This window comes from Paraburkholderia sp. CNPSo 3281 (assembly GCF_024206515.1).
GTDB lineage: Bacteria > Pseudomonadota > Gammaproteobacteria > Burkholderiales > Burkholderiaceae > Paraburkholderia > Paraburkholderia nodosa.
Genome location: NZ_JAMBPS010000006.1, coordinates 123,699 through 148,131, shown reverse-complemented (window position 1 = coordinate 148,131; position 24,433 = coordinate 123,699). Strand labels below are relative to the sequence as shown.

Sequence of the window (24,433 nt, the reverse complement as noted above, 5' to 3'; positions counted from 1 at the left end):
TATATGCTGGACTACAGGTCGAACACTGCATCGTTTCTGCCGCGTTGCAACGCAAAAACCGCGTTTTATGCGAGAAACATAGCGAGTCGGCTGAGTTTGGAAAGCAATACATCGATGTCGTTCAATGTTTAACGCCTCACTCATATTGACGACCTCGAATGCTTTAACCAGACGTCTTTTTCAACGCAACCAGTCGAGTGTTATTGTGAGAGTCCGTGGCCCTCTGGTGAGGTGGGATCGTAGTCATGCGAGGTGTCTTCGCAGTGACTGCTCCGCCATCGCCGACGGCAGTAGCGGCAGGCTTGCCTCTCGCCTGTTCCTGTCCGTCTTCACGATCCTTTCCCGCCGCTCTGTGCGGCGTCACAACTCGGTCTCCGCACGCGCCTTCATTGCCGTCCACACGGACGAAGTCGCGTCGCTTCTGCCCTAGCGCCTCTCCTTCCCGCGCCGTTCGTTTTCTTCGCCGTCGTTGGTTCGCGAAGTGTCTTGTCACGCCTTCGCGATGTGGCTGCGCACGCCTGAACACCGTCGCGCCTCACAACGGCAAGAAACGAACCGCCTACATGATCTCCACGCGCAGCGCCATCCGTTAGCGCCGCTGCGCGGAGCACACAGGGTTTGCAGCCTTGCGTCCCGCAAGGCTGCAAGGTCATGTCACGCCCGTAGCGCCGACACACCGCGCACGGGCAAGCAAGCGAATCATTAGTCATGCGAACCAGACCAGTAGTTGGCGTTACTGCCGACCGCACGATGATGGGACCGCACGCGTCGCATGTTGCCGGCGAGAAGTACATCGCCGCGGCTGTGGACGGAGCAGGCGTGCTCGCATTCGTGCTGCCCGCCCTGGGCGAGCGGCAGGCTGCGGCCGACATTCTCGAAGCCGTGGATGGACTGCTTTTCACAGGCAGCTATTCGAACGTCGAGCCGCATCGTTATGGCGGCCCGGCAAGCGAGAGCGGCACGCTGCACGACCCCGCTCGCGACGCCACCACGCTGCCGCTCATGCGCGCCGCGATCGAGGCTGGCGTGCCGGTGCTCGCCATCTGCCGCGGCTTCCAGGAGATGAACGTGGTGTTCGGCGGCACGCTGCACCAGCAGGTGCACAACGTTGCCCGCTACGACGACCACCGCGAGAACAAGGACGATCCGCTCGACACGCAATACGGTCCGGCGCACGCGGTGAAGCTCGTGGAAGGCGGTGTGCTGCAGCAGCTTGCGGGCGGCGCGCGCGAAGCACGCGTGAATTCGCTGCACGGCCAGGGCATCGAACGGCTGGGCGCGGGCCTCGTGGCTGAAGGCTTCGCACCCGACGGCCTCATCGAAGCCGTGAGCGTCGCGAACGCGCAGCGCTTCGCGCTTGGCGTGCAGTGGCACCCCGAATGGAAATATGCCGACGACGCGCTGTCCATCGCCATCTTCCACGCGTTCGGCGAAGCCTGCCGCAACCACATGCTGGCCCGAATACCGGGCGGGGCCGGACACGACGTGGCGCACGCGCCGCGCACCGCCCACGCCTGATGCCGGCCCATACAGAACAGAGAGAACCATCATGCATGAAATCGACGAATTCCTGAAAAAGCACCACATCACCGAAATCGAAGCGATCATCCCCGACATGGCGGGCATTGCGCGCGGCAAGATCATCCCGCGCAGCAAGTTCGAATCGGGCGAGTCGATGCGCTTGCCGCAAGCCGTGATGATCCAGACCGTGACAGGCGATTACCCCGAAGACGGGAGCCTTACCGGCGTCACCGACCCCGACATGGTGTGTGTGCCCGACCCCTCGACGATCCGCATCATTCCGTGGGCCATCGATCCCACCGCACAAGTGATTCACGACTGCGTGCATTTCGACGGCACGCCGGTCGAGATCTCGCCGCGCCGCGTGCTGCGCCGCGTGCTCGACCTTTATGCCGCGAAGGGCTGGAAGCCGGTGATCGCGCCGGAACTCGAGTTCTATCTCGTCGATATGAACAAGGATCCGGATATTCCGCTCGCGCCGCCCATCGGCCGTACGGGCCGTCCGGAAACGGGCCGTCAGGCCTATTCGATCGAAGCGGTGAACGAGTTCGACCCGCTTTTCGAAGACATCTACGAGTACTGCGATATTCAGGGCCTCGAAGTCGATACGCTCATTCACGAAGTGGGCGCCGCGCAGATGGAGATCAACTTCATGCACGGCGATCCGCTCAATCTCGCCGACCGCGTGTTCCTCTTCAAGCGCACGGTGCGTGAAGCAGCGCTGCGCCACCACATGTACGCCACTTTCATGGCGAAGCCCATGGAGAACGAACCGGGCTCGGCCATGCACGTGCACCAGAGCCTCGTTTTCGCGGAAAGCGGCCAGAACCTCTTCACGGGTTCGGATGGCAAGCCCACCGACATGTTCTATGCGTATATCGCGGGCCTGCAGAAGTACACGCCCGCACTCATGCCGATCTTCGCGCCGTACATCAACTCGTATCGCCGCCTTTCGCGTTTCATGGCCGCGCCGATCAACGTGGCCTGGGGCTACGACAACCGCACTGTGGGTTTCCGTGTGCCGTATTCTTCGCCGGCCGCGCGCCGCGTGGAAAACCGCATTCCCGGCGTGGACACCAACCCGTACCTCGCGATCGCCGGCACGCTGGCCGCCGGCTATCTGGGCATGACGCAGCACCTCAAGCCCACCGAGCCGCTCGTGAGCGACGGCTACTCGCTGCCCTACCAGTTGCCGCGCAACCTCGAAGAAGGCCTCACGCTGATGGGCTCGTGCGAGCCGCTCAAGGACATCCTTGGCGAGAAGTTCGTGCGCGCCTACCTCGCGCTCAAGGAAACCGAATACGAAGCGTATTTCCGCGTGATCAGTTCGTGGGAACGCAAGCACCTGCTGCTGCACGTGTAAACGAAAGGAGACACAGCAATGAGCTATCGAATCGACGCCCCCGCCAGCGCGCTGCAGGAAGTGCCGACGACGCTACGCGCCCAATCCAGCCGAACGACGCGCTCGACGAGCGAGTACCGCGCGCTGGACGCCGCGCATCACATTCATCCGTTTTCGGACATGGGCTCGCTCAACAAGACGGGCAGCCGCGTGATCGTGAAGGCGAAAGGCGTGTACCTGTGGGACTCGGAAGGCAACCAGATCATCGACGGCATGGCCGGGCTCTGGTGCGTGAACGTGGGCTATGGCCGCAAGGAACTGGCCGACGCCGCATACGAGCAAATGCAGGAACTGCCCTTCTACAACACGTTCTTCAAGACCACGCACCCGCCGGTCATCGAATTGTCGGCACTGCTCGCACAGCTTTCGCCCGAGCCGTTCAACCACTTCTTCTATTGCAACAGCGGCTCCGAAGGCAACGACACGGTGCTGCGCATTGTGCATCAGTACTGGCTCACGCAAGGCAAGCCCTCGAAGAAGGTCGTCATCTCGCGCCGGAACGCGTATCACGGATCGACCATTGCAGGCGGTACGCTGGGCGGCATGGGCTACATGCACGAGCAGATGCCCTCGAAGGTCGAGAACATTGTGCACATCGACCAGCCGTACTTCTATGGCGAAGCGCAAGGCAACATGTCGCCAGAGGAATTCGGTCTCGCGCGCGCGCAGCAGCTCGAAGCGAAGATTCTCGAAGTGGGCGCGGAGAACGTGGCCGCCTTTATCGGTGAGCCGTTCCAGGGCGCGGGCGGCGTGATCTTCCCACCCTCGACCTACTGGCCGGAAATTCAGCGCATTTGCCGCAAGTACGACATCCTGCTCTGCGCCGACGAAGTGATCGGCGGCTTTGGCCGCACCGGCGAATGGTTCGCGCATCAGCACTTCGGCTTCGAGCCCGACCTCATCACGATGGCCAAGGGCCTCACGAGCGGCTATGTGCCGATGGGCGCAGTGGGCATTCACGACCGCATCGCCAAGGCGCTCATCGAGAACGGCGACTTCAATCACGGCCTCACGTACTCGGGGCATCCGGTCGCCGCCGCCGTGGCCGTGGCGAACCTCAAGCTGCTGCGCGACGAAGGCATCGTCACGCGCGTGAAGAACGACACCGGCCCGTACTTCCAGCAGCGCCTGCGCGAGACGTTCGCCAATCATCCGATCATCGGCGACATCTCGGGCGCGGGTCTCGTGGCGGGCCTGCAGCTCGCCGAAGATCCGAAGGCGCGCAAGCGCTTCGCGAATGGCGGCGATGTGGGCACGCTCTGCCGCGACTTCTGCTTCAACGGCAACCTCATCATGCGCGCCACGGGCGACCGCATGCTGCTCTCGCCGCCGCTCGTCGTCACGCGCGGCGAGATCGATGAAATCGTGTCGAAGGCGAAGAAGGCCGTCGACGCTACTGCGCAACAACTGGGTCTTTCTTAACGCGACTTGTCCACGGCGGGCGGCGCAACGGGGTGCTGGGCCTCCCGCCGATCTTCATCTTCAGGGGAAAGCAACATGAGTGTTAGTCATCTTCGTCATGCGGTCGCGATCGCGGCCCTCGCAGCGTGTGCAGGCCTCACGGCCATTTCCAGCGAGACTGCGCACGCGGCCGACGGCGATTTGAACGTCTACAACTGGTCCGACTACATTGCGAAAGACACGATCCCGAACTTCGAAAAGGAAGCGGGCCTCAAGGTCAAGTACGATAACTACGATAGCGACGACACACTGCAAGCCAAGCTGCTCGCAGGCAGCTCGGGCTACGACATCGTTGTGCCCACATCGAATTACATGGCCAAGCAGATCCAGGCCGGCGTATACCAGAAGCTCGACAAGTCGAAGATCCCCAACCTCGCGAACCTCGATCCCGTGCTTATGCACATGATCGCCGATGCCGACCCGGGCAATCAGTACGGCGTGCCCTGGGCGTTCGGCACCGACGGCATCGGCTACAACAAGCAGGCGGTGGAAAAGGCGCTCGGGCCGAATGCGCCGGTCGATAGCTGGGCGCTCGTGTTCGATCCGCAAAATCTCTCGAAGCTCAAGGGCTGCGGCGTGTCGTTCCTCGACCAGGCCGTGGACGTGTTCGCAGCGACGCTGCAATACATGCACAAGGACCCCAACAGCACGAACCCCGCGGATTATCAGGCCGCGTTTGAAGTGCTGAAGAAAGTCCGTCCGTATATCACCCAGTTCAATTCGTCGGGCTACATCAACGACCTCGTGAACAACGATATCTGCGTAGCCGTGGCATGGTCGGGCGACGTCGGCATCGCGCACCGCCGCGCCGAGGAAGCCAAGCGCTCGTATGACGTCAAGTTCTCGAACGTGAAGGAAGGCGGCCTGCTGTGGTTCGACGTGATGGTCGTGCCCAAGGATGCGCCGCACCCCGAAAATGCGATGAAGTGGATCAACTACATCTCGGATCCGAAGGTCAACGCGCAAATCACCAACGAAGTGTTCTACCCGACGGCGAACAAGGCCGCACGCCAGTTCGTCACGGCGACAGTCGCGCAGGACGCGACGGTGTACCCGCCGGAAGACGTGCTCAAGAAGATGACGTTGATGAAGCCGATGCCGGCTGACATCCTGCGCCTTGAAAACCGTCTGTGGGCCCAGTTGAAGACCGGCCGCTGACACGCTGATTCCCCCCTGAAGGAAACAAGAAGGAGACGACGCGGAAGAGGGATCGCTCGACCCCTCTCCGCCTGAAGTGCGCAATTCCGAAGTCAGGCCGCGCGGCGCCGCCCCCCATTTTTGACGACGCGCGCGAGCCTTTCCCGAGCTCCGTTCGCAGTACTAATCGCGAGTCGCGCCAGCGCCCCGTGCGAGCCGGCTCGCGCCTGAAAAACGTGTACTGCGATCAGAAAGGAACCAAGGTCAGATCATGAATTCGACGTCTAAAGTCAACGCTCCAGAAGCGCCGCGCGCCGACGCGACCCCGGCAACGAACGATGCGTTCGTGCGCATCGAAAACATCGTCAAGAAGTTCGGCGAGAGCACCGCCGTGGACAACGTGAGCCTGAACATCGCCAAGAACGAGCTTTTTGCATTGCTCGGGAGTTCGGGCTGCGGCAAGTCCACCTTGCTGCGCATGCTCGCGGGCCTCGAAACGGCCACGTCGGGCCGCATCTTCGTCGATGGCGAAGACCTCGCGTTGCTGCCGCCGTACCGCCGCCCCGTCAACATGATGTTCCAGTCGTATGCGCTCTTCCCGCACATGAGCGTGGAGTCGAACGTCGCGTTCGGTCTCAAGCAGGAAGGCGTGCCGAAGAACGAAATTCGCGAGCGCGTGGCCGACGCGCTCAACCTCGTGCAGATGGGCCGCTACGCGAAGCGCAAACCCCATCAGCTTTCCGGCGGCCAGCAGCAGCGCGTGGCGCTGGCGCGCTCGCTCGTGAAGCGCCCCAAGCTCCTGCTGCTCGACGAACCGATGTCGGCGCTCGACAAGAAGATCCGCCAGAAGACCCAGCTCGAACTCGTGAACATCATCGAGAAAGTCGATGTCACCTGTGTGATGGTCACGCACGATCAGGAAGAGGCGATGACCATGGCCAACCGCCTCGCCGTGATGAGCGAAGGCCGCATCGTGCAGATCGGATCGCCCGGCGAAGTCTATGAATTCCCCAACAGCCGTTTCTCGGCCGAGTTCATCGGCTCGACCAACCTGTTCGAAGGCAAGGTCGTCGAGGACGAGCCGGATCACATCTTCGTGGAAAGTGAAGACCTCGAAACGCGCATGTACGTAAGCCACGGCGTGAGCGGCCCGCTCGGCATGCCCGTCGGCATTTCGGTGCGGCCGGAGCGCGTGCGCGTGACGCGCGAAAAGCCAGGCACGCCGCACAACTGGGCGCGCGGCGTGGTCACGGATGTCGCCTACATGGGCAGCTATTCGCTTTATCACGTGCGTCTGCCGGGCGGCAAGGTGATCGTCTCGAACCTCTCCAGTTCGCACCTCATGAACGAGGGTGCGCCCGCCTGGAACGACGATGTCTACGTGTCCTGGTCCCCGGCCAGCGGCGTCGTGCTCACGCAGTAAGGAGGCCTCAATCATGAGTACCACTCTTCCCACCACGCCTCGATCAGGCCGCGCAGCCGCAGACGCGCGCAGTGGCGCGCTCGCGCGCTTCTTCTCGCGCTTCGTGCCCTCGGGCCGCACCGCCGTGATCGGCGTGCCGTTCATCTGGCTCACGCTGTTCTTCGCGCTGCCCTTCGTGCTCGTGCTGAAGATCAGCTTCGCCGACCAGGTCATGGGCATTCCGCCCTACTCGAACCTGGTCGAGATGAAGGACGGCATGGTGCACTTCGCGCTGCAGCTCGGGCACTACGCGTTCCTGCTGCAGGACAGCCTCTATATCGCCACCTATATCAGCTCGCTGAAGATGGCGGCGGTCTCCACCATCTTTTGCCTGCTGATCGGCTACCCGATCGCCTATTACATCGCGCGCTCGAACCCGGCCACGCGCAACCTGCTCATGATGGGCGTGATGCTGCCGTTCTGGACGTCGTTCCTGATCCGCGTGTACGCGTGGATCGGCATTCTGAAGGACGACGGCCTGCTCAATCACGCGCTCATTGGCATCGGCCTGATCCATTCGCCGCTGCGGCTCTATCACAGCGACGCGGGCGTCTATATCGGCATGGTCTATTCGTACCTGCCCTTCATGGTGATGCCGCTCTACGCGCACCTCGTGAAGATGGACCTCACGCTGCTCGAAGCCGCCTACGACCTGGGCGCCAAGCCCTGGGTGGCGTTCACGCAGATCACCTTGCCGCTTTCGAAGAACGGAATCATCGCGGGCAGCCTGCTCGTGTTCATTCCCGCGGTGGGCGAGTACGTGATTCCCGAACTGCTCGGCGGCGCCGACACGCTCATGATCGGCCGCGTGATGTGGGACGAGTTCTTCAACAACATGGACTGGCCAATGGCCTCCGCCGTCACGGTGGCGATGGTGCTGCTGCTCCTCGTGCCGATGGCGATCTTTCAGTACTACCAGGTCAAGGAACTGGAGGAAGGCAAATGATCAAACCCAACCGTACGCTCTCCACCGGCGTTCTCACACTCGGGTTCCTGTTCCTCTATATCCCGATCATCAGTCTCGTCGTCTACTCGTTCAACGAATCGAAGCTGGTCACGGTGTGGTCCGGCTTCTCGCTCAAGTGGTATGCGGCGCTGTTGCAGGACGAAGAGTTGCTGAGCGCCGCATGGCTCTCGCTGAAGATCGGCCTCATGACCGCATTCGCCTCGGTTGTGATCGGCACGTGGGCCGGCTTCGTGCTCGCGCGCATGGGGCGGTTTCGCGGCTTCACGCTCTACACCGGCATGATCAACGCGCCGCTCGTGATTCCCGAAGTCATTCAGGGCATTTCGCTGCTGTTGCTCTTCGTCGCGCTCGAACAGATGCTCGGCTGGCCCAAGGGTCGCGGCATCGTGACGATCTGGATCGGCCACGTGATGCTGTGCGTGTCGTATGTCGCGATCATCGTGCAGTCGCGTGTGAAGGAAATGAACAAATCACTCGAGGAAGCCGCGCTCGATCTCGGCGCCACGCCGCTCAAGGTGTTCTTCGTCATCACGCTGCCGCTCATCTCGCAGGCGCTGCTCTCGGGCTGGCTCCTCTCGTTCACGCTTTCGATCGACGACCTTGTGCTTTCCGCGTTCCTTTCCGGACCGGGCTCGACCACGCTGCCGCTCGTCGTGTTCTCGCGCGTGCGCCTCGGTCTGAACCCGGAGATGAACGCGCTCGCCACGCTCTTCATCAGCGCCGTGACGATTGGCGTGATCGCCGTGAACCAGCTCATGTCGGCGCGCGAGAAGAAGCGCATGCGCGACATGCAGCTCGCCTTCGTCCAGCCCGATGCCTCGGAAGCCATCACGCCCACCGCCCCTGCCGGCGCGGTGGGTGCGCCGATCGGTCGGCGCGCGGCGTGATGAGGAATCCATAAGAACCCATATGCGACCCGTGCGGGTGGCGGCGCCGCGCCGCCCGCCGCGCCCCAACCACACGCCGAAGTATCTGTAATAACGACCAACAAGGAGAATTCCAATGAAGAAGAAGTTAATCTGTCTGCTGGTGGCCGGGGCGTTGCCAGGGCTCGCTTTTGCCGACTCGACCAGCGAACAGATCAAGGCCCTGCAGGAGCAGCTCAACGCCCTGCAAAAAGAGGTCAAGTCCCTGAAGACCGAGCTGGCACAGTCGAAGAGCACCGGCAAGGTGGTAGCCGCAGCACCGGTGGCACCCGTAGCCGCAGCAGCACCGATCGACATCAGCTCGCCCGATTACGGCAAGGCGCAGGCAAACCTGACCAACGACCAGGTCGATGCGATGAAGCAGCAGATCGCGAGCCAGCAACTCAAGGTCGATTCGCTCAGCGACGCCGCCAATACCGGTCCGCTCGCGGGCCTTTCGATCACCGGCTATATCGACCCGACGTACATCTACAACCGCGCGCCGGGCACCTCGTCGTTCCTGTTCGCAAACCACACCGGTGCGTATAACTACTTCAACAGCACGTTCGGCGACGTCTATCTCGACATCAAGAAGACCTTCGGCGTGGGCCCGATGGCGCCGTCTGCCGAAATCACGCTCATGCCCAACCGCGGCAACGGCATCACGCTGCTGCAGAACGAGCACGGCGAGATTGGCAACAATATCCTGAACACCGCCGTCGTGACCGTGCCGGTGACTTCCACGGGCACGTTCGTCGCCGGTCTCATGCCGAGCTTCGGCGGCTACGAGGTGCAGCAGTCGAACCAGATGCTCACGCTCACGCACAACCTGCTCTACGACTTCTCGGATCCGGGCAGCTATGTGGGCATTGGCTGGAATTACACGCCGGACGGCAGCCAGTGGGCGTTCAAGTTCATGATCGGCAACGAGCAGTACCGCACCAATGGCGCGGTCGTGCAGACGGGCCAGAACGCGCTCGGAGACCCGATCACCACCAGCAACAGGATCCCGACGTTCACGGCGCGTGCCGACTACACGTGGTCCAGCGCACTCGACATCGGCGGCTCGTTCAACATCGGCCGCCAGACGCTGCCGAGCGCATTCGATTCGACGACGGGCCAGGCCGTGTACGGCGTGGGCGGCCAGGCGTCGAGTTCGGGCGGCTACTTCTTCTTCGGCGAAATGGACGCGACCTACACGCTCGCGGACATCCAGTACAGCGCCGAAGTCGATTACGGCCAGCAGCAGCGCGCGGCGTTCAACGGCGGCAACGCGCAGTGGTACGGCTTCTCGCTGCTCGCGCACCGCAAGTTCAACGCGCCGGTGGTGGGCCGCATGGGCGTGACGGCGCGCTACGACCTGCTCGCGAACGGCAAGAACGGCGGCGGCGGCGGTGGCATCGTGCTCAACTCGAACGGCATGGACCCGTACAACGGCTTCGGCATTGGTGCTGACTGCCTGGCAAACTCGAAGGCCGGCGGCGGCTTCGGCTTCGAGTGCAAGGGCGCGACACGCCAGGACGTCGCGCTCGACCTGCTGTTCTACCCGACGCAGCAGATCCAGGTGAAGGTGGAATATCGCCACGACTGGGCCACGCAGCGCGTGTTCCTGAACAGCGATGGTTCGTACGGCAAGAGCAACGACTTGCTGGGCGCCCAGTTCATCTACTCGTTCTGATGAAGTCGCGGCGGGCGCCGGCCTCGTGCTGTCGCCCGCTGCTTCCTGATTTGCTTTCCCTATGCTCAAATTCGCCAATCAGCCTCATGCCCCGTCCTGGTACGCGGCCACCGCCAACGACACCACCACGCACCCCGCGCTCGAAGGTGCGCTCGATGCCGACGTCTGCGTGGTCGGCGCGGGCCTCACAGGTGTTTCGGCCGCGCTCAACCTCGCGGAACGCGGCCACCGCGTCGCGCTCGTGGAAGCCTCGCGAATGGGGTGGGCCGCAAGCGGGCGAAACGGCGGGCAGTTGATTGGCGGTTTTGCCTGCGATATCGACACGTTCGCGCAGTTCATGCCCGAAGCCGAGGTCCGGCAGATCTGGGACATGGGTCTGGAAACGCTCGACATCGTTAAGCGGCGCGTCAAGCAGCACAACATCGACTGCGCGCTCACGGCAGGCTATTTCACCGCCGCGAACAAGGCCCGCGACGTGGATGCGCTCAAGCGCTGGCGCGACGAGGCGGCGCAGCGCTTCGGCTACGACCGCTTGCAGTACGTGGACGGCGACGGGGTGGGGCGCTACGTGGCGTCGTCGCGCTATCCCGGCGGCCTCTACGATCCCGATAGCGGGCATCTGCATCCGCTGAACTACACGCTCGGGCTGGCGCGCGCGGCGGTCGAAGCCGGCGTGCGCGTGTACGAAAACAGCCCCGTCACGCGCCTGCGCGAAGAAAACGGCGCACATGTGATCGAAACCGCGCGTGGCAACGTGCGCGCGAAATTCGTCGTGCTCGCATGCAATACGTATCTGGGCCATCTCGCGCCCGCGCTGGCGCGCAAGATCATGCCCGTGGGCACCTATGTGATCGCCACCGAAAAGCTCGGCGCCGAACGCATGAACGCGCTGATGCCCGCTCAGGCTGCCGTATGCGATAGCCGCTTCGTGCTCGACTACTTCCGTCCCGCCGCGGACACGCGCCTGCTCTGGGGCGGCAAGGTGAGCTATTCCACCTTCGCGCCGCCCAATCTAGGCGAAGCCATGCGCCGCGACATGCTGAAAACGTTTCCGCAACTCGCTGATGTGAAGGTGGATTACGCGTGGGGCGGCTACGTGGACATCACGATGAATCGCGCGCCGCACTTCGGGCGCCTCTCGCCAACGGTGTATTTCGCGCAGGGGTTCTCGGGCCACGGCGTGAACGTCACAGGGCTCGCGGGCACGCTGATCGCCGAAGCGATCCACGGCCAGGCCGCGCGCTTCGACCTGTTCGGCAAGATCCGTCACCGCGATTTCCCCGGCGGCGCTACACTGCGAACCCCTGCCCTCGTGCTCGCGATGGCGTGGTATCGCATGAAGGACCTGCTTTGATGACACTGGACCTCGACGCCCAGGCGGACGCCCTCGCCCGCCACTCGTACTACGAAGCCACCGCCACGCGCCCCGCCGACGACGACCCCGTTCTCGAAGGCACGCTCGACGCCGACGTTTGCGTGATCGGCGCGGGCTTCGCCGGGCTCTCGGTCGCGCTCGAGTGCCGCGCACGCGGCCTTTCGGTCGTGGTGCTCGACGCCCATCGTCCCGGCTGGGGCGCCTCGGGCCGCAACGGCGGGCAGACGCTCGTGGGCTTCGCGAAAGACGAAGTGCTCGAAAAGCAGCTCGGCGCGCAAGGCATACGCGCGGCGTGGGCGCTCTCCATCGAGGGCGTGAAATTCGTGCGCGAGCGCATTGCTCGTTATGGCATCGATTGCGACTTCACGCCGGGCTATCTGACCGTCGCAACGAAAACGAAGCGCGTACCCGATCTACGCGCATGGATGGACGCCGCACGCATGCGCTGGGGCTACGATCGCCTCGAATGGCTCGACACCGACGCCACGCGCGCACGCGTGGCGTCGCAGCGTTATATCGCGGGCGTCTACGATCCGGTCTCGGGGCATCTGCATCCGCTCAAGTACTGTCTTGGCCTCGCCGCCGCCGCGCGCCGCGAAGGCGCGCAACTCTTCGCGCATACGCGTGCGCTCGAAGTCGTACGCGGCGCGCGGCCCGTCGTCAAGACCACACACGGCGAAGTCCGCTGCCGCTTCGTGGTGTCGTGCTGCAACGCCGCCCCGGGCGGTGTGCTGCCCGGCGGCGTGGCCGCGCGCATCGCGCCCATCGCCTCGTACATCATCGCAACGGAGCCGCTAGGCCGCGAGCTGGCCGACTCGTTGATCGCGCAACGTTCCGCCGTGTGCGACAACAACTTCTTTCTCGACTACTTCCGCGTCTCGGCGGACAACCGCATGCTGTTCGGCGGCCGCGCCGATTCGACAGGCGCCGCGCCCGAGCGCCTTGCAGCGGCCATGCAAACGCGCATGAGCGATACCTTCCCGCAGCTCGCCGGTGCCCGCGTGGAATACGCATGGGGCGGCTTTGTCGATGTCACGCGCAACCGCGCGCCCGACTTCGGCGCGATCGACCCGAATTATTACTATGTGCAAGGCTTTTCGGGGCACGGTGTCGCGCTCACGGGCATGGCGGGGCATCTCGTTGCGCAGGCCATCGTCGGCGAGCGCACCTCGTTCGATCTGTTCGCGCGGCTCCGGCACGCGCGCTTCCCCGGCGGCCCCGCGTGGCGGCGGCCCGCGCTGGAAATCGGCATGCTCTATCACCGCGTGATGGAGATGTTCTGACGCGGCACGCCCTGCACGAACTCCGAGCCTGTTATACGCTTGCGAAAGTCCGCCGCCCTCGCGCGGCGCACGCACTTCCTCTGCTTGAATCGCCTTTTCGCCAGGAGCAACAGCAATGGATTACGTCAGGTTCGGCTCGACAGGGTTGCAGGTTTCGCGTCTTTGCCTCGGTTGCATGACCTACGGCGCGCCCGAGCGCGGCACGCACCCGTGGACGCTCGGCGAGGACGCCAGCCGCCCGCTCATCCGCCAGGCGCTCGACGCCGGCATCAACTTCTTCGACACCGCGAACACCTATTCGGACGGCACCTCTGAGGAGATTGTCGGGCGCGCGCTGCGCGACTTCGTCAAGCGCGACGACGTCGTGCTCGCCACGAAGGTCTACAACCGCATGCGGCCCGGCCCGAACGGCCAGGGTCTGTCGCGCAAGGCCATCCTCACGGAAATCGACCATAGCCTCAAGCGCCTTGGCACCGATTACGTCGATCTCTATCAGATCCATCGCTGGGACTACAACACGCCCATCGAAGAAACGCTCGAAGCGCTGCACGATGTCGTGAAGGCCGGCAAGGCGCGCTATATCGGCGCTTCGTCCATGCATGCGTGGCAGTTCAGCAAGGCGCTCTACACCTCGCGCCTGAACGGCTGGACCGAGTTCATCAGCATGCAGGACCACGTGAACCTGCTGTATCGCGAGGAAGAGCGCGAAATGCTGCCGCTGTGCGCCGACCAGGGCATTGCCGTGATGCCGTGGAGCCCGCTCGCGCGCGGCCGCCTCACGCGCGACTGGAACGAATCGAGCGAGCGCGAGGCCTCCGACAAGTTCGGCAAGACGCTCTATGGCGCCGATGCGGACAAAGCCATCATCGATGCGGTCGCCACCATCGCGCGGGCGCACAACGTCTCGCGGGCGCAGGTCGCGCTCGCGTGGCTGCTGCGCAAGCCCCCCATCACGTCGCCGATCATCGGCGCGTCGAAACCGCAGCATCTCGAAGACGCTGTCGCCGCGCTCTCGCTCAAGCTCTCCGACGAAGAGATCAAGACGCTCGAAGCGCCCTATCTTCCGCATGTGATTGCGGGCCATCAGTAAGCGATGAAGCCGCCGGCAGACGTTCACGCATGATGCGCGCGAGCGTCTGCATGAGCGTGTCGGCAACTTGCGGCGGCGTTTCCGCATAGCCGAGCAGGAAGCCGTTGTAGCGCGTGGCGTCCGGTGCATTGACGCAATACGCGCTCAACGGCGAGAGATGCAGGCCGTGTGGGCGCGCGGCTTCGCTCACATCGGCATCGGAGAGCGGCGCATCGAGGCGTACGCTCAAATGCATGCCGCCCGCGTCCGCCGACACCGTCATCATGCCGGCCAGGTGTTTGTCGATTGCGGCGACCAGGCCGTCGCGGCGCTCTTCATAGAGCTTGCGCATGCGCCGCAAATGGCGCGCGTAGCGCCCGCTTTCGATGAATTCCGCCAGCGCCAGTTGTTCCGCCACGCGCCCCTGGCGTACGAGCGTGTGATGCGCCTGCGCGAACGGCGCCGCCACACGCTGCGGCACGATCATGAAGCCGATGCGCAGCGCGGGAAACAGCGTCTTGCTGAAGGTGCCGAGATAGATCACGGGTGCGTCGTCGGCGAGGCCCTGGATCGACGGCAGCGGCGGTCCGTCGTGGCGCAGTTCGCTGTCGTAGTCGTCCTCGACGATCCACGCGCCGCACGCACGCGCCTGCTCGATCAGCGCGAGCCGTCGCTCGAGGCTCAGCACGCAGCCCAGCGGATACTGGTGCGACGGCGTGAGATAAACGAGTCGCGGCGGCCGCTCGCGCCAGTCCTCGGGGCGCGCCGCCATGCCCGCCGCATCCACGCTCATCGGCACGAGTTCCAGCCCGGCGGCCGTGAACGCCACGCGCGCGCCGAGGTAGCCTGGATTTTCGATCCACGCGCGCTCGCCCTCATCCGCGAAGAGACGCGCGCACAGGTCGAGACTCGACTGTGTACCGTCCGTGACGAACACCTGGCCGGGCTGGCAGCGCACGCCGCGCGACACGCGCACGTATTGCGCAATCGCCTGACGCAGCGCCGGCATGCCCGCGCTGTCGCCATAGCCGAGATCGTGCGCGCGCAACTCGCGCAATGCGCGCTCGACCGCCGTGCGCCATTGCGCGTAGGGGAACGCGTCCAGTGCGGGTACGCCTGGGCGCAGCGCTTTCGAACCGTCGCGGCCCGCGCGGCGCGGCGGCAATTCGCGCACGCGGCGCGCAAGCGCAGGCAAGGGATCTTCGCGCTGCGCCGTGTGGGCAGGCGTTGCCGCTGCGCCGGCGCTGACCGCGTTGACGACCGAACCATGGCGCGTAGCGCTGACGAAGCCCTCTTCCACGAGCCGCTCATACGCATAGAGCACCGAATTGCGCGCGATCCCGAGCTGCTCCGCGAGCGCGCGGCTCGACGCGAGGCGCGTGCCGCGGCCAATGTCGCCGTCGAGAATCGCGCGGCGCAGGCTCTCGTACAGCAGGTCCTGCTGCGTGAGCTTGCGCACGGCGCGCTTCGCATAGGCCGTCATCATCAACGCGTAGTCCAAACCTCTGGCTCCATTGCTTTTGGTTTCGGTGGGACTAACAATGGTGCCACAAGTCGCTTACGCTTGGGAGTCCGGGCAAGCCTGCCGACAAGGAGACAACGCATGACCGACACGACGCTGCAAGTTCGCGCCGTCGCACCCGACGATTTCGCTGCATGGCTGCCGCTTTGGGACGGCTACAACCGCTTTTACGGCCGCTTCGACGCAACCGCGCTGCCGGAACACATCACGCGCACGACCTGGTCGCGCTTCTTCGACGGCTACGAGCCCATGCACGCGCTCATCGCTGTGCGCGGCGAACGCGTGCTCGGCCTCGTGCACTTCATCTATCACCGCAACACGATTCTGGAAGGGCCGATCTGCTATTTGCAGGATCTCTTCACCGTAGAAGACGCGCGCGGCCAGGGCGTGGGCCGCGCGCTGATCGAAGCCGTCTATGCGCACGCGAAGGCGTCGAATTCGTCGCGCGTGTACTGGCACACGCATGAGACGAATCACACGGCGATGCGGCTTTACGACGACGTGGCCGTGAAGCCTGGTTTCGTCATGTACCGCAAGGACGTTTGACAAGGCATGTGAAGCGACTCAGGCGAGATCCTTGAGCAACGAGGCGCGCACCTCGCCGTCGATGGTCTGCGTCGACACGCGGTAATTCGGATGATCGCAGCCTATCGTGAGCGTGGCGCCTTCGCGCAGGCGCGTTTTCATCTGCGGCGTGAGTTCGAACCGGACGAAATGCACCGCCGAGGTCTTTTCGGCGTTCTCGCGTTCGAGGTCCTCATCGGCGATCGCGTAGACGGGCGCCTCGCCATCCACCTGAACGAACACCTTGTCCTCGATGCCGATCAGCCGCGACAGCGCCGCGCGCCGCTCGACTTCACTCTCGTATTCGAGCTGCATGGTCGCCTTCAGGTTGCCGCCGTCGGGCACGAGCGGCAGATAGGCCGCGAGTTCGCCCTGAATGCCGTCTTCGTCGAAGATCTTTTCGATGTGCAGCATCTCCTGGATCTGGTAGCGAATCGTGGTCTCGTCCTCGAACAGGAACGTGAGGTGATTGCCGAGCGATACCACGCGCTGCTTCTTGTGCTCGATGATGCGTTTGCGCATATCGCCCCGCACCCTGGCGTAGGCTTCCAGCGTCAACAGCGAATTTCTCGCGATCGTCATGAGTCGTGCCTCGTGAATGTTGCGTGGTGGCGTCGGGGCCTAAATGCCATAGGCGCGGCGCAGCAAGGTAATGGGATGAGCGAGCGGCGGCTCGCCTAGCTGGTTCTCTTCGATGCCCTGCGCAATGTGATGCCCCGCGAGCTGGCAATCGGACGAGATGAAGTTCGGCCCGGCCTGGCCTGGCTCGGCCTGCGCCATCTGCTTGAACACGGGCGTGCCGATCTTCATCGACATGGCGTGGAACTCCTTCTTCACGCCGAACGTGCCCGCGTGGCCCGAACAGCGCTCGACCACGGTGACTTTCGTTTCGGGCACGAGCGAAAGCAGGTCGAAAGTCTTGCGGCCGATGTTCTGCACGCGCGCATGACACGGCACGTGATACGACACGTTGCCAAGCGGCTCGCGGAAATCGGTCTTCAGCAGGCCGTCGCGATGACGCGCCACGAGATACTCGAACGGGTCCCAGAACGCGTCGCTCACGGCTTTCGTGTTGGCGTCGTCGGGGAACATCAGCGGCAGCTCGTGCTTGTACATGAGCACGCAGCTCGGCACCGCGCCGATCAGCGCATAACCTTCGCGCGCGTAACGCGCGAGCATCGGCATGTTCTGCGACTGCTTGTGCGCCACGCCCTCCAGATTGCCCTGCTCCAGCAGCGGCATGCCGCAGCACCATTCGCTCTTCACCAGCTCGTAGGGAATCTCATTGTGGTCGAGCACAGCGAGCAGATCGTGGCCGATGCCGGGCTCGTTGAAATTCACGTAGCAGGTCGCATAAATGGCGACCTTGCCCGGCGTGCGTTCGCCGTCGCGCACCTCGCTCGAGGCCGCGCGTTTTGCAGCGTTACGAAACTTGTGCGTGGCGAAGTCCGGCAGCCACGCCTTGCGATCGACGCCCAGCATGTCTTCCATCGCGCCGCGCATCGCCTTCGTGTGATTGATGGCGTTGACTGTTTGTGTGACGACGGGAATGCCCGCGATCTGGCCGAGCGCGTCAGTATTCGAGAGCACGCGGTCGCGCAGCTTCACTTCGCCCTTGCGATAGTGAACGGCCTTGGCGCGCAGCATCAGATGTGGAAAATCCACATTCCACGGGTGCGGCGGCACGTAGGGGCACTTCGTCATATAGCAGAGATCGCACAGATAGCATTGGTCGACGACCTTGTCGAACGACGCCTTGTCGACGTCGTGCGCTTCGCCGCTATCGGTTTCATCGACGAGATCGAACAGCGTGGGGAACGCGCCGCATAGCGACACGCAGCGCCGGCAGCCCGCACAGATATCGAACACGCGCGCGAGTTCCGTATCGAGCTGGGCCTGGTCGTAAAAAGCGTCGGAGCGCCAGTCGAGCGGATGGCGGGTCGGCGCTTCGAGACTGCCTTCCTTGTGGGGCATGACGTCTCCTGCTTTTATTTATCAGCCAAATACGCGGCTAGGTGGGCGCGCGCGAACGCGCGCCGGTGCTTGCCCGGCACGCGAAACAAAAAGCGCGCGCGTCGTGGGTGCGTGCCGTCAGGCACGCAGCGACGCCCGGCCCGCCTCAGTCCGCCAGTACGTCCAGCGCCTTCGTATAGCGGTTGGCGTGGCTGCGCTCCGCCTTGGCGAGCGTCTCGAACCAGTTCGCGATTTCGTCGAAGCCTTCGTCGCGCGCGACCTTGGCCATGCCGGGGTACATGTCGGTGTATTCGTGCGTTTCGCCCGCAATGGCCGCCTGCAGATTCTGACGCGAGGTGCCGAACGGCAGCCCGGTTGCCGGGTCGCCTACCGCTTCCAGATATTCGAGGTGGCCGTGCGCGTGGCCGGTTTCGCCTTCAGCGGTCGAGCGAAACAGCGCCGCGACATCGTTTTGTCCTTCTACGTCGGCCTTGGCTGCGAAATACAGATAACGGCGGTTGGCCTGTGATTCGCCGGCAAATGCATCCTTGAGGTTCTGTTCCGTCTTCGAGCCCTTTAGCTGTGCCATCTGTGCCTCCATCGTTCGACCTGAAATGTGGGGACGCGACGCCATTCGCCTTCGTGCAATGCAGCATGCGTGGGCGAGTTCGCCGCACTATCAATCTAGGTTGTGGCGTTTGCGTTCCCAATTGTGAATTTCAATCCCGGTGATAGCGTAGCCGGGTTTACGCGGGCAGAAACGAGCGCAAAGAGGGACGCTCCAGGCACGCGCCATGCGTGCGACCATCTGTCCTGCACTCTTCACTTTGCGCGCGCGCGGAGTCGTCCTAGACTTGGAAATTGCCGACGCGCCCGATCAATTTTGCGGAGATGCCATGCGACTTACGATCCTGATCAACGGTTCCGATCCGACCGTCAATCACGACTATGCAGTGCTCTGGCTCGACACCGACCAGCAACGCTGGTCCCGCGAGTCTCACGAAGGGATCGACCTGCCAGAATGGGGTGAATTGCGCGACACGAATGGTGTCACATCGCTCTGCGCACCGCTCGAAAACGAGCCGCTGTGCACGCTACGCGGCCTGCACGTGAACCGCCGCCAGGAAATCAGTTCCGCACACGGCGACGCGACATGGTCGTGCGAAACCTCGCACTCGCCAATGGAAGGCCAATGGCGCCTCCAGGCCGTGGACCGCCAGATGGTCCGCGCCGAGCATTCGCTTTTTGCAGGCTGAGTCGTTGTTGATGATTTGACCGATTGAATGCAGGCGGCATCATTTGCCGCCTCGCTCCTCGCGCAGCAACGCAACGCTGCCGCGCTCATTGCATCTGTTTGTGCGTCACCTCTCGCTTGCGCCCGCCCTTGAGCGGGCGCGCGTTTTTTGCGCCGCGCGTTTTTCTCCCGCCTCCACGCGCCGCCATGTGCCCGCTATACTTTCAGCCCGCTTGATCCCACCCCAGTCCAGCCTGTCCTTTCGATGAAGAAGCTGTTTGCCTCGCTTGTTGCCTCCCTGCTGCTCGCCGCCGCGAGCCATGCAATCGCCGCACCGGCCTGTTCGCAATTCGTGCCCGACGGCCAGTTCCCGAGGCTCACGAATCAGCGCATGGCGCCGAAAACGCGCATGCTCTGCTATTCGGATTTTGTCGTGCTGCATTCGGGCGTCACGCACGGGCCGCTGTGGTCCGCCGAGCATCTCACGCGCGATCACCTCGAAGCCGCGAAGGACATGACGCGCACGAACCGCTTCTTCGAAGACGACCGCCTGCCCGAAGGCGAAGGCGCGACGCTCGCCGACTACAAGCGCAGCGGCTTCGACCGCGGCCACATGAGCCCTGCGGGCAACCGCTGGAACGCACAGGCCATGGCGGAATCGTTTTCACTCGCCAACATGGTTCCGCAGAATCGCGACAACAACCAGCGCCTTTGGGCCCATATCGAAACCGCCGTGCGCAAGCTCGCGTCGAAGTATGGCGAAGCGTATGTCGTGACCGGCCCGCTCTTTACGGGCGCACAGCTCCAGACGATCGGCGCAACGCGCGTGCTCGTGCCGACGCAGATCTTCAAGGTCGTGTACGTGCCTTCGCAGCAGCTCGCGTTCGCGATCGTCGCGGACAATACGGCTGTCGATCGCTACGACGTGCGCTCGGTACGCGATCTCGAAGCGCAGAGCGGCATTGCGTTCCCGGGCATTCCCGCGAATGTCGCGGCAAAGGAAAAAGTCTCGTTCAATGGCCGCGGCTTTGCCGTAAGCAAATGGGGCTGGTAGGCGCGCCACAATCACGCAGAAGGAGAATCAAACGGTGTTCGACGCATACGCAAACGACAACGACGTGCTCAACGTACAAGGCGACGCGCTCACGCTCACGAACGGCACGACGCGCGTGACGCTCGCCGGCACGCTGGAACTCACGCGCGACAAGCGCGGGCTCGCCGCCGCGCTGGCGCTGAAGGCGGCGCTCGATGACGTCGTGAAGAAACTGCAGGCCGACCCGCACCTGCCCGCGAAGGTCGCCGACGAGCCGGACCAGAAGCCCGGCGTCGTCGACAATCCGTTCAACTGATCCGGCGCGCGCGAAACGTGCGCGTTAGAACGGCTTGCCTTCACTCTCGCTCCAGGCGCGCGCCATGAGCGTGTTCGAGGGCAAAGTTTCGTCGAGCAGCTTCTTCGCGCTCTGCGCACCCGCGATCGGCAGGCCGGTGGGATCGAGCGCGCCGATCTGCGCGAGCACCGAAGCCTGGTCCCAGTAGATGTGCTCGTTATAGAGCTTGTTGCCGCGAAAGCAGATCACGGCGAGCATCGGCACTTCGAAGTATTTTCCCGTGGGCGCGAGGCCCGGCAGCAGCCAGTCGATCTCGCGGTCGTGCGTGCAGCAGAAGATGAACTCGTCCACCACGCGGTCCGAGCCGATCGTGCGCGAGATCGGGATCAGGCGCGTGTCCTCCGGGTTCGAATGCACGAAGTGGTGCGTGTAGAAGCGCTTGAGCTCGTCGTGGCCCACGCCGCCCGTCATCGTGGGAATGTGGTTGACGTAGGGCTGCGCGACCATGGTCGGCATCACGTCGCTCGGGTTGCGCGCGACGAATTCGTGATAGCAGTGCTCTTCCCACAGCGCGTTGAAGTCGTAGATCGGGCCGAGCACCCGGCGCAGCATGGCGAGCGTGCGCGAGTAGGCCATCATTGTGGCGGGCTTGTCGTACGTCTTGCGCGAAGACGAAGCGAACGCGTGGTCACAACCCGGATACGTATACAGCTCGGCGCCAGGCTTGCCCGCCAGCGCCTGCGTGATGCGCTCGCGCGTGGCGGCGTCGCAGTGGGCGTCGTCGGCGCCGAAGTGCAGCATGAGCGGACACGTGATGCGCGAGGCTTCGTCCAGATGGTTTTCGAGGCCCACGGCGTAATAACCGATCGCGCAATCGACGTCGGTGCGTGTCGCGCTCAGGTACGCGAGCTTGCCGCCCAGGCAGAAACCCACCACGCCGGCCTTGCCGCGGTGCTGCGCATGCGCGCGCAGCGCGGCAAGCGTTTGCGCCACGTCCTGCATCGCGAGATCGACGTCGAAGCGCTCATAGAGCGAGAACGCCTTCTGCGCGTCAGCGCCTTCGTAGCCGAGATCGACGTTCGGCTCCAGACGCCAGAACAGGTCCGGCACCATCACCACGTAGCCTTCCTCGGCGTAGCGGTCGGCGAGCGCGCGCATGTACCCGTTCACGCCGAAGATCTCCTGCAGCAACACGAGGCCGGGGCCGCTGCCCTCGGGCGGCAGCGCCGTGTAGGCGCGGAATTCGCCGCCGTCGTGCGACTTCACCTGAGTCCATTGTCCGTTCATTGGGGCTGTCTCCTCTCTTGGGTGCAGTTAGTTGCCGTAGGTTAGCGTCGATCTCGCGCCGCGGCAGCGCGTCGAACCATTCGCGCCGCGCCGAAGCCGCCCGCCATCGCGAGCGGCGGCAGCGCCGACTCGCCGCGTATCCATGCGTACTGCGCCAGCTCGGTCATTTCCTTGTCGCCGCGGCTGTCGCCATAAGCGTAGAGCGTGGCGGGCGCGTTCTCCCCCCACCACGCGCGCAGCCGCGCAACCTTCTCCGGCCCCCAGCAGTTGTTGCCCGCCAGATGGCCCGTGTACACGCCATCGCGCCATTCGAGCTCGCTCGAGAGCACAGTGCCGATGCCGACTGTCTTTGCCCACATGCGCAGATAGATCGACGGCGACGCGCTCACCAGCACGACCTCATGTCCGAGCGCCTGGTGTTCGGCCACGCGCGCGAGCATGTCGGGGCGCAGCAGTGCGGGGAGACGGCGCTCGACGAAGCGCTGCGCGGCGGCTTCGAGCACCTCGCGCCGCACGCGTCCCAGCGCGGCGTACAGGAAGCGCGCCTTGGTCGGCCCGCGCGGCGACCAGCCGAGCGGGACGCCGATGAGCGAAGGCAGGCAGCGCAGCGCGGCGGCGGTGAAGCGGGCGGGGCCGGCGGCGTCGAGCATGAACGCGCGAAAGCTGTCGGACGTGGTGATGGTGCCATCAAAATCGAATGCGGCGACGACGCGGTCGTTCATGAAGCGATATGAGCCTGACGTGGAAGGGAAAGGCGACGCGGCTGGGCGCGCCGAACGGGCGTCATTGTCGGCGCAAACGCGATCCGGCTGCAACGCGGCCCAGGCGCGCTGCGCGATGTTGACGTAATTCGTCAACATGTATCGATATGGACGTGCATGGATGCCGAAGCCTGAGCGTCATTGCGCGTTTGACGCCAGACCCGCGACATCGACGATCTCGATTTCGCCGTAGCGCAACGCGAGCCACCCCTCGCGCTCGAACTGGCGCAGGATCTGGTTCACCGTTTGCCGCGAGAGCGCGAGCATCAGCGCGAGATCCTCCTGCGGCACGTTGATCACGCGGCGCGCGCACGGCATGCCTTGCGTCCCGGCCGCCTCGCCGTACTCGTTCGAGAGCAGCAGCAACCGGCGCGCCACGCGCGCGGAAGCGCCCAGCAGCGCGGTTTCCTCGATCGCGTCGAACGCGAGACGCAGCTTTTGCGCGAGCAGCAGGCCAAACGCGTGCCAGTATGCCGGCGTTGCGTCGAGCAGCGCCACGAGCGCCGCGCGCGGCATGTGAAAGAGCGTGGAGTCGCGCTCGGCGTAGGCGTCGTGCGTGCGCGCGCCGCCGTCGAAGAGCGCGATCTCGCCGAACCAGTGCGCCGGCCCGACCACGGCGAGCAGCGCCTCGCGGCCCGCGACGCTCGCCGCCCCCACGCGCACCGCGCCTTCCAGCACGCAGTAGAGACCGTCGTCAGCGTCGCCGCGCATGAAGAGGCGCTCGCCCGCCTGCAGCGTGCGCACGCGCCCCGCCGCGCGCAGCGCGTCGCGCAACGGTTCGGGCGCGCCGCGAAACCACGCGCTGCGCTCGAGCGCGGCGGCGGACGGCGGACTGGCGGTGACAGGCGGGATGGAACGTGAGGTCATCGGGGCAGGGTGAGCGGGGCCAGGCGAGTCACAAAGCGGCGCAATTGTCGGCTAGCCGAAGGTTTGCGCTCGTCAGCCCGACGATCATAATGATTTTGGAGACAGAGAGACACCCATGAGAAACCTGACCGAGCAACTCACCCAGTACGCGGCCTATCACCGCGACGCGCGCAACATCGGCACCCATTTCATCGGCATTCCGCTCATCGTGCTCGCGCTTGCGGTGCTGCTTTCGCGCCCGGTGATCGCGCTCGGGCCACCGGTTCCCGTCTCGCCCGCGTGGCTCCTGTTCGGCGCCGCGACGCTCTACTACCTGGTGCTGGACGTGCCGCTCGGCCTCATGATGGCGCTCGTCTGCGTCGCGTGCGTGGCCTTCGGCGCCTGGCTCGCGCAGCAAGGCACCGCCGCGTGGCTGGGCGGCGGCGTGGCGCTGTTTGTGGTCGGCTGGATCTTCCAGTTCGTCGGGCATATCGCGTGGGAGCATCGCAAGCCGGCCTTCGTCGACGATCTCATCGGCCTCATGATCGGCCCGCTCTTCGTACTCGCCGAAGCGCTGTTCGGCATCGGCTGGCGCCCGGAACTGCGCGCGGCGATCGAGGCGACGGTGGGGCCGACGCGCATCAATCCGCCGCGCGCCCGGGAAGCGCGGCAGTAATC

The 24,433-nt window shown here is 64.3% G+C and carries 24 protein-coding genes; 17 read left to right on the top strand and 7 right to left on the bottom strand.

Annotated features, from left to right (window positions below; translation table 11 throughout):
* Positions 1–205: 205 nt before the first annotated feature.
* From M3I56_RS09565 to M3I56_RS09510, 12 genes are all read left to right on the top strand, one after another.
* The gene (locus M3I56_RS09565) at positions 206–430 is read left to right on the top strand and encodes a hypothetical protein (protein ID WP_233271840.1); all 225 of its coding nucleotides are present in this window, start codon (positions 206–208) and stop codon (positions 428–430) included.
* 278 nt (positions 431–708) lie between these two features.
* Positions 709–1,518 carry a gamma-glutamyl-gamma-aminobutyrate hydrolase family protein gene (locus M3I56_RS09560; RefSeq protein ID WP_254353595.1) on the top strand — a complete coding sequence of 270 codons (810 nt, stop codon included), beginning with the start codon at positions 709–711 and terminating at the stop codon, positions 1,516–1,518.
* Between the two features lie 31 nt (positions 1,519–1,549).
* A complete protein-coding gene (locus M3I56_RS09555) occupies positions 1,550–2,884 on the top strand; it encodes a glutamine synthetase family protein (RefSeq protein ID WP_254353594.1) in 1,335 nt (444 codons plus the stop codon).
* Positions 2,885–2,902: 18 nt separating this feature from the next.
* Positions 2,903–4,345: an aspartate aminotransferase family protein gene (locus M3I56_RS09550; RefSeq protein WP_254333121.1), complete on the top strand. Its 1,443-nt coding sequence runs from the start codon at positions 2,903–2,905 to the stop codon at positions 4,343–4,345.
* 75 nt (positions 4,346–4,420) lie between these two features.
* Positions 4,421–5,542 (top strand): polyamine ABC transporter substrate-binding protein, encoded by a 1,122-nt coding sequence (locus M3I56_RS09545; RefSeq protein ID WP_254353593.1) that lies wholly within the window; start codon positions 4,421–4,423, stop codon positions 5,540–5,542.
* Between the two features lie 250 nt (positions 5,543–5,792).
* Entirely contained in the window at positions 5,793–6,944 is a 1,152-nt protein-coding gene (locus tag M3I56_RS09540) for a polyamine ABC transporter ATP-binding protein (RefSeq protein WP_254353592.1), read from the top strand.
* A gap of 13 nt (positions 6,945–6,957) precedes the next feature.
* Positions 6,958–7,929, top strand: coding sequence for an ABC transporter permease subunit (locus M3I56_RS09535; protein ID WP_254353591.1), 972 nt, complete (start codon positions 6,958–6,960; stop codon positions 7,927–7,929).
* Positions 7,926–8,837 (top strand): ABC transporter permease subunit, encoded by a 912-nt coding sequence (locus M3I56_RS09530; protein ID WP_254353590.1) that lies wholly within the window; start codon positions 7,926–7,928, stop codon positions 8,835–8,837. Before M3I56_RS09535 ends, M3I56_RS09530 begins: the two co-directional genes overlap by 4 nt.
* Positions 8,838–8,952: 115 nt before the next feature.
* Positions 8,953–10,533, top strand: a complete 1,581-nt coding sequence (locus M3I56_RS09525; protein ID WP_254333132.1) for a DUF3138 family protein — start codon at positions 8,953–8,955, stop codon at positions 10,531–10,533.
* Positions 10,534–10,594: 61 nt separating this feature from the next.
* Complete coding sequence (locus M3I56_RS09520) at positions 10,595–11,887, top strand: FAD-binding oxidoreductase (RefSeq protein WP_254353589.1); 1,293 nt, start codon at positions 10,595–10,597, stop codon at positions 11,885–11,887.
* On the top strand, positions 11,887–13,191 hold the full coding sequence (locus tag M3I56_RS09515) for an FAD-binding oxidoreductase (RefSeq protein WP_254353588.1): 1,305 nt from the start codon (positions 11,887–11,889) through the stop codon (positions 13,189–13,191). Before M3I56_RS09520 ends, M3I56_RS09515 begins: the two co-directional genes overlap by 1 nt.
* 115 nt (positions 13,192–13,306) lie before the next feature.
* Complete coding sequence (locus M3I56_RS09510; protein WP_254353587.1) at positions 13,307–14,281, top strand: aldo/keto reductase; 975 nt, start codon at positions 13,307–13,309, stop codon at positions 14,279–14,281.
* Here M3I56_RS09510 and M3I56_RS09505 read toward each other — a convergent pair.
* The gene (locus M3I56_RS09505; RefSeq protein ID WP_254353586.1) at positions 14,229–15,761 is read right to left on the bottom strand and encodes a PLP-dependent aminotransferase family protein; all 1,533 of its coding nucleotides are present in this window, start codon (positions 15,759–15,761) and stop codon (positions 14,229–14,231) included. The two genes, M3I56_RS09510 and M3I56_RS09505, sit on opposite strands and share 53 nt — an antisense overlap.
* 102 nt (positions 15,762–15,863) lie before the next feature.
* Between M3I56_RS09505 and M3I56_RS09500 the strand changes: the two genes are divergently transcribed.
* Entirely contained in the window at positions 15,864–16,328 is a 465-nt protein-coding gene (locus tag M3I56_RS09500; RefSeq protein ID WP_254353585.1) for a GNAT family N-acetyltransferase, read from the top strand.
* An 18-nt stretch (positions 16,329–16,346) separates the two neighbouring features.
* Here the strand turns inward: M3I56_RS09500 and M3I56_RS09495 are convergent, their stop codons facing one another.
* The 3 genes from M3I56_RS09495 to M3I56_RS09485 form a co-directional block, all read right to left on the bottom strand.
* Positions 16,347–16,928, bottom strand: coding sequence for a DUF3501 family protein (locus M3I56_RS09495; protein WP_254353584.1), 582 nt, complete (start codon positions 16,926–16,928; stop codon positions 16,347–16,349).
* A gap of 39 nt (positions 16,929–16,967) precedes the next feature.
* Positions 16,968–18,320 (bottom strand): heterodisulfide reductase-related iron-sulfur binding cluster, encoded by a 1,353-nt coding sequence (locus tag M3I56_RS09490; RefSeq protein WP_254353583.1) that lies wholly within the window; start codon positions 18,318–18,320, stop codon positions 16,968–16,970.
* 145 nt (positions 18,321–18,465) lie between these two features.
* A complete protein-coding gene (locus tag M3I56_RS09485; RefSeq protein WP_028202767.1) occupies positions 18,466–18,888 on the bottom strand; it encodes a rubrerythrin family protein in 423 nt (140 codons plus the stop codon).
* A 307-nt stretch (positions 18,889–19,195) separates the two neighbouring features.
* On the opposite strand from M3I56_RS09485, the gene M3I56_RS09480 reads away from it, so the two are divergent.
* From M3I56_RS09480 to M3I56_RS09470, 3 genes are all read left to right on the top strand, one after another.
* Positions 19,196–19,555: a DUF3564 domain-containing protein gene (locus M3I56_RS09480; protein WP_028202768.1), complete on the top strand. Its 360-nt coding sequence runs from the start codon at positions 19,196–19,198 to the stop codon at positions 19,553–19,555.
* Positions 19,556–19,798: 243 nt separating this feature from the next.
* Complete coding sequence (locus M3I56_RS09475) at positions 19,799–20,587, top strand: DNA/RNA non-specific endonuclease (RefSeq protein WP_254353582.1); 789 nt, start codon at positions 19,799–19,801, stop codon at positions 20,585–20,587.
* A gap of 34 nt (positions 20,588–20,621) precedes the next feature.
* Positions 20,622–20,882, top strand: a complete 261-nt coding sequence (locus tag M3I56_RS09470) for a hypothetical protein (protein ID WP_028202769.1) — start codon at positions 20,622–20,624, stop codon at positions 20,880–20,882.
* Positions 20,883–20,906: 24 nt separating this feature from the next.
* Here M3I56_RS09470 and M3I56_RS09465 read toward each other — a convergent pair whose 3' ends face one another.
* The 3 genes from M3I56_RS09465 to M3I56_RS09455 all read right to left on the bottom strand — a co-directional run bounded on the left by M3I56_RS09465 (position 20,907) and on the right by M3I56_RS09455 (position 23,776).
* Positions 20,907–22,148, bottom strand: coding sequence for a dienelactone hydrolase family protein (locus M3I56_RS09465; RefSeq protein ID WP_254353581.1), 1,242 nt, complete (start codon positions 22,146–22,148; stop codon positions 20,907–20,909).
* Between the two features lie 41 nt (positions 22,149–22,189).
* Positions 22,190–22,870 carry an HAD family hydrolase gene (locus M3I56_RS09460; protein WP_254353580.1) on the bottom strand — a complete coding sequence of 227 codons (681 nt, stop codon included), beginning with the start codon at positions 22,868–22,870 and terminating at the stop codon, positions 22,190–22,192.
* Between the two features lie 177 nt (positions 22,871–23,047).
* Positions 23,048–23,776, bottom strand: coding sequence for a Crp/Fnr family transcriptional regulator (locus tag M3I56_RS09455; protein ID WP_254353579.1), 729 nt, complete (start codon positions 23,774–23,776; stop codon positions 23,048–23,050).
* Positions 23,777–23,891: 115 nt separating this feature from the next.
* Between M3I56_RS09455 and M3I56_RS09450 the strand changes: the two genes are divergently transcribed.
* Positions 23,892–24,431, top strand: coding sequence for a DUF962 domain-containing protein (locus tag M3I56_RS09450; protein ID WP_254353578.1), 540 nt, complete (start codon positions 23,892–23,894; stop codon positions 24,429–24,431).
* The last annotated feature ends 2 nt before the right edge of the window (positions 24,432–24,433 follow it).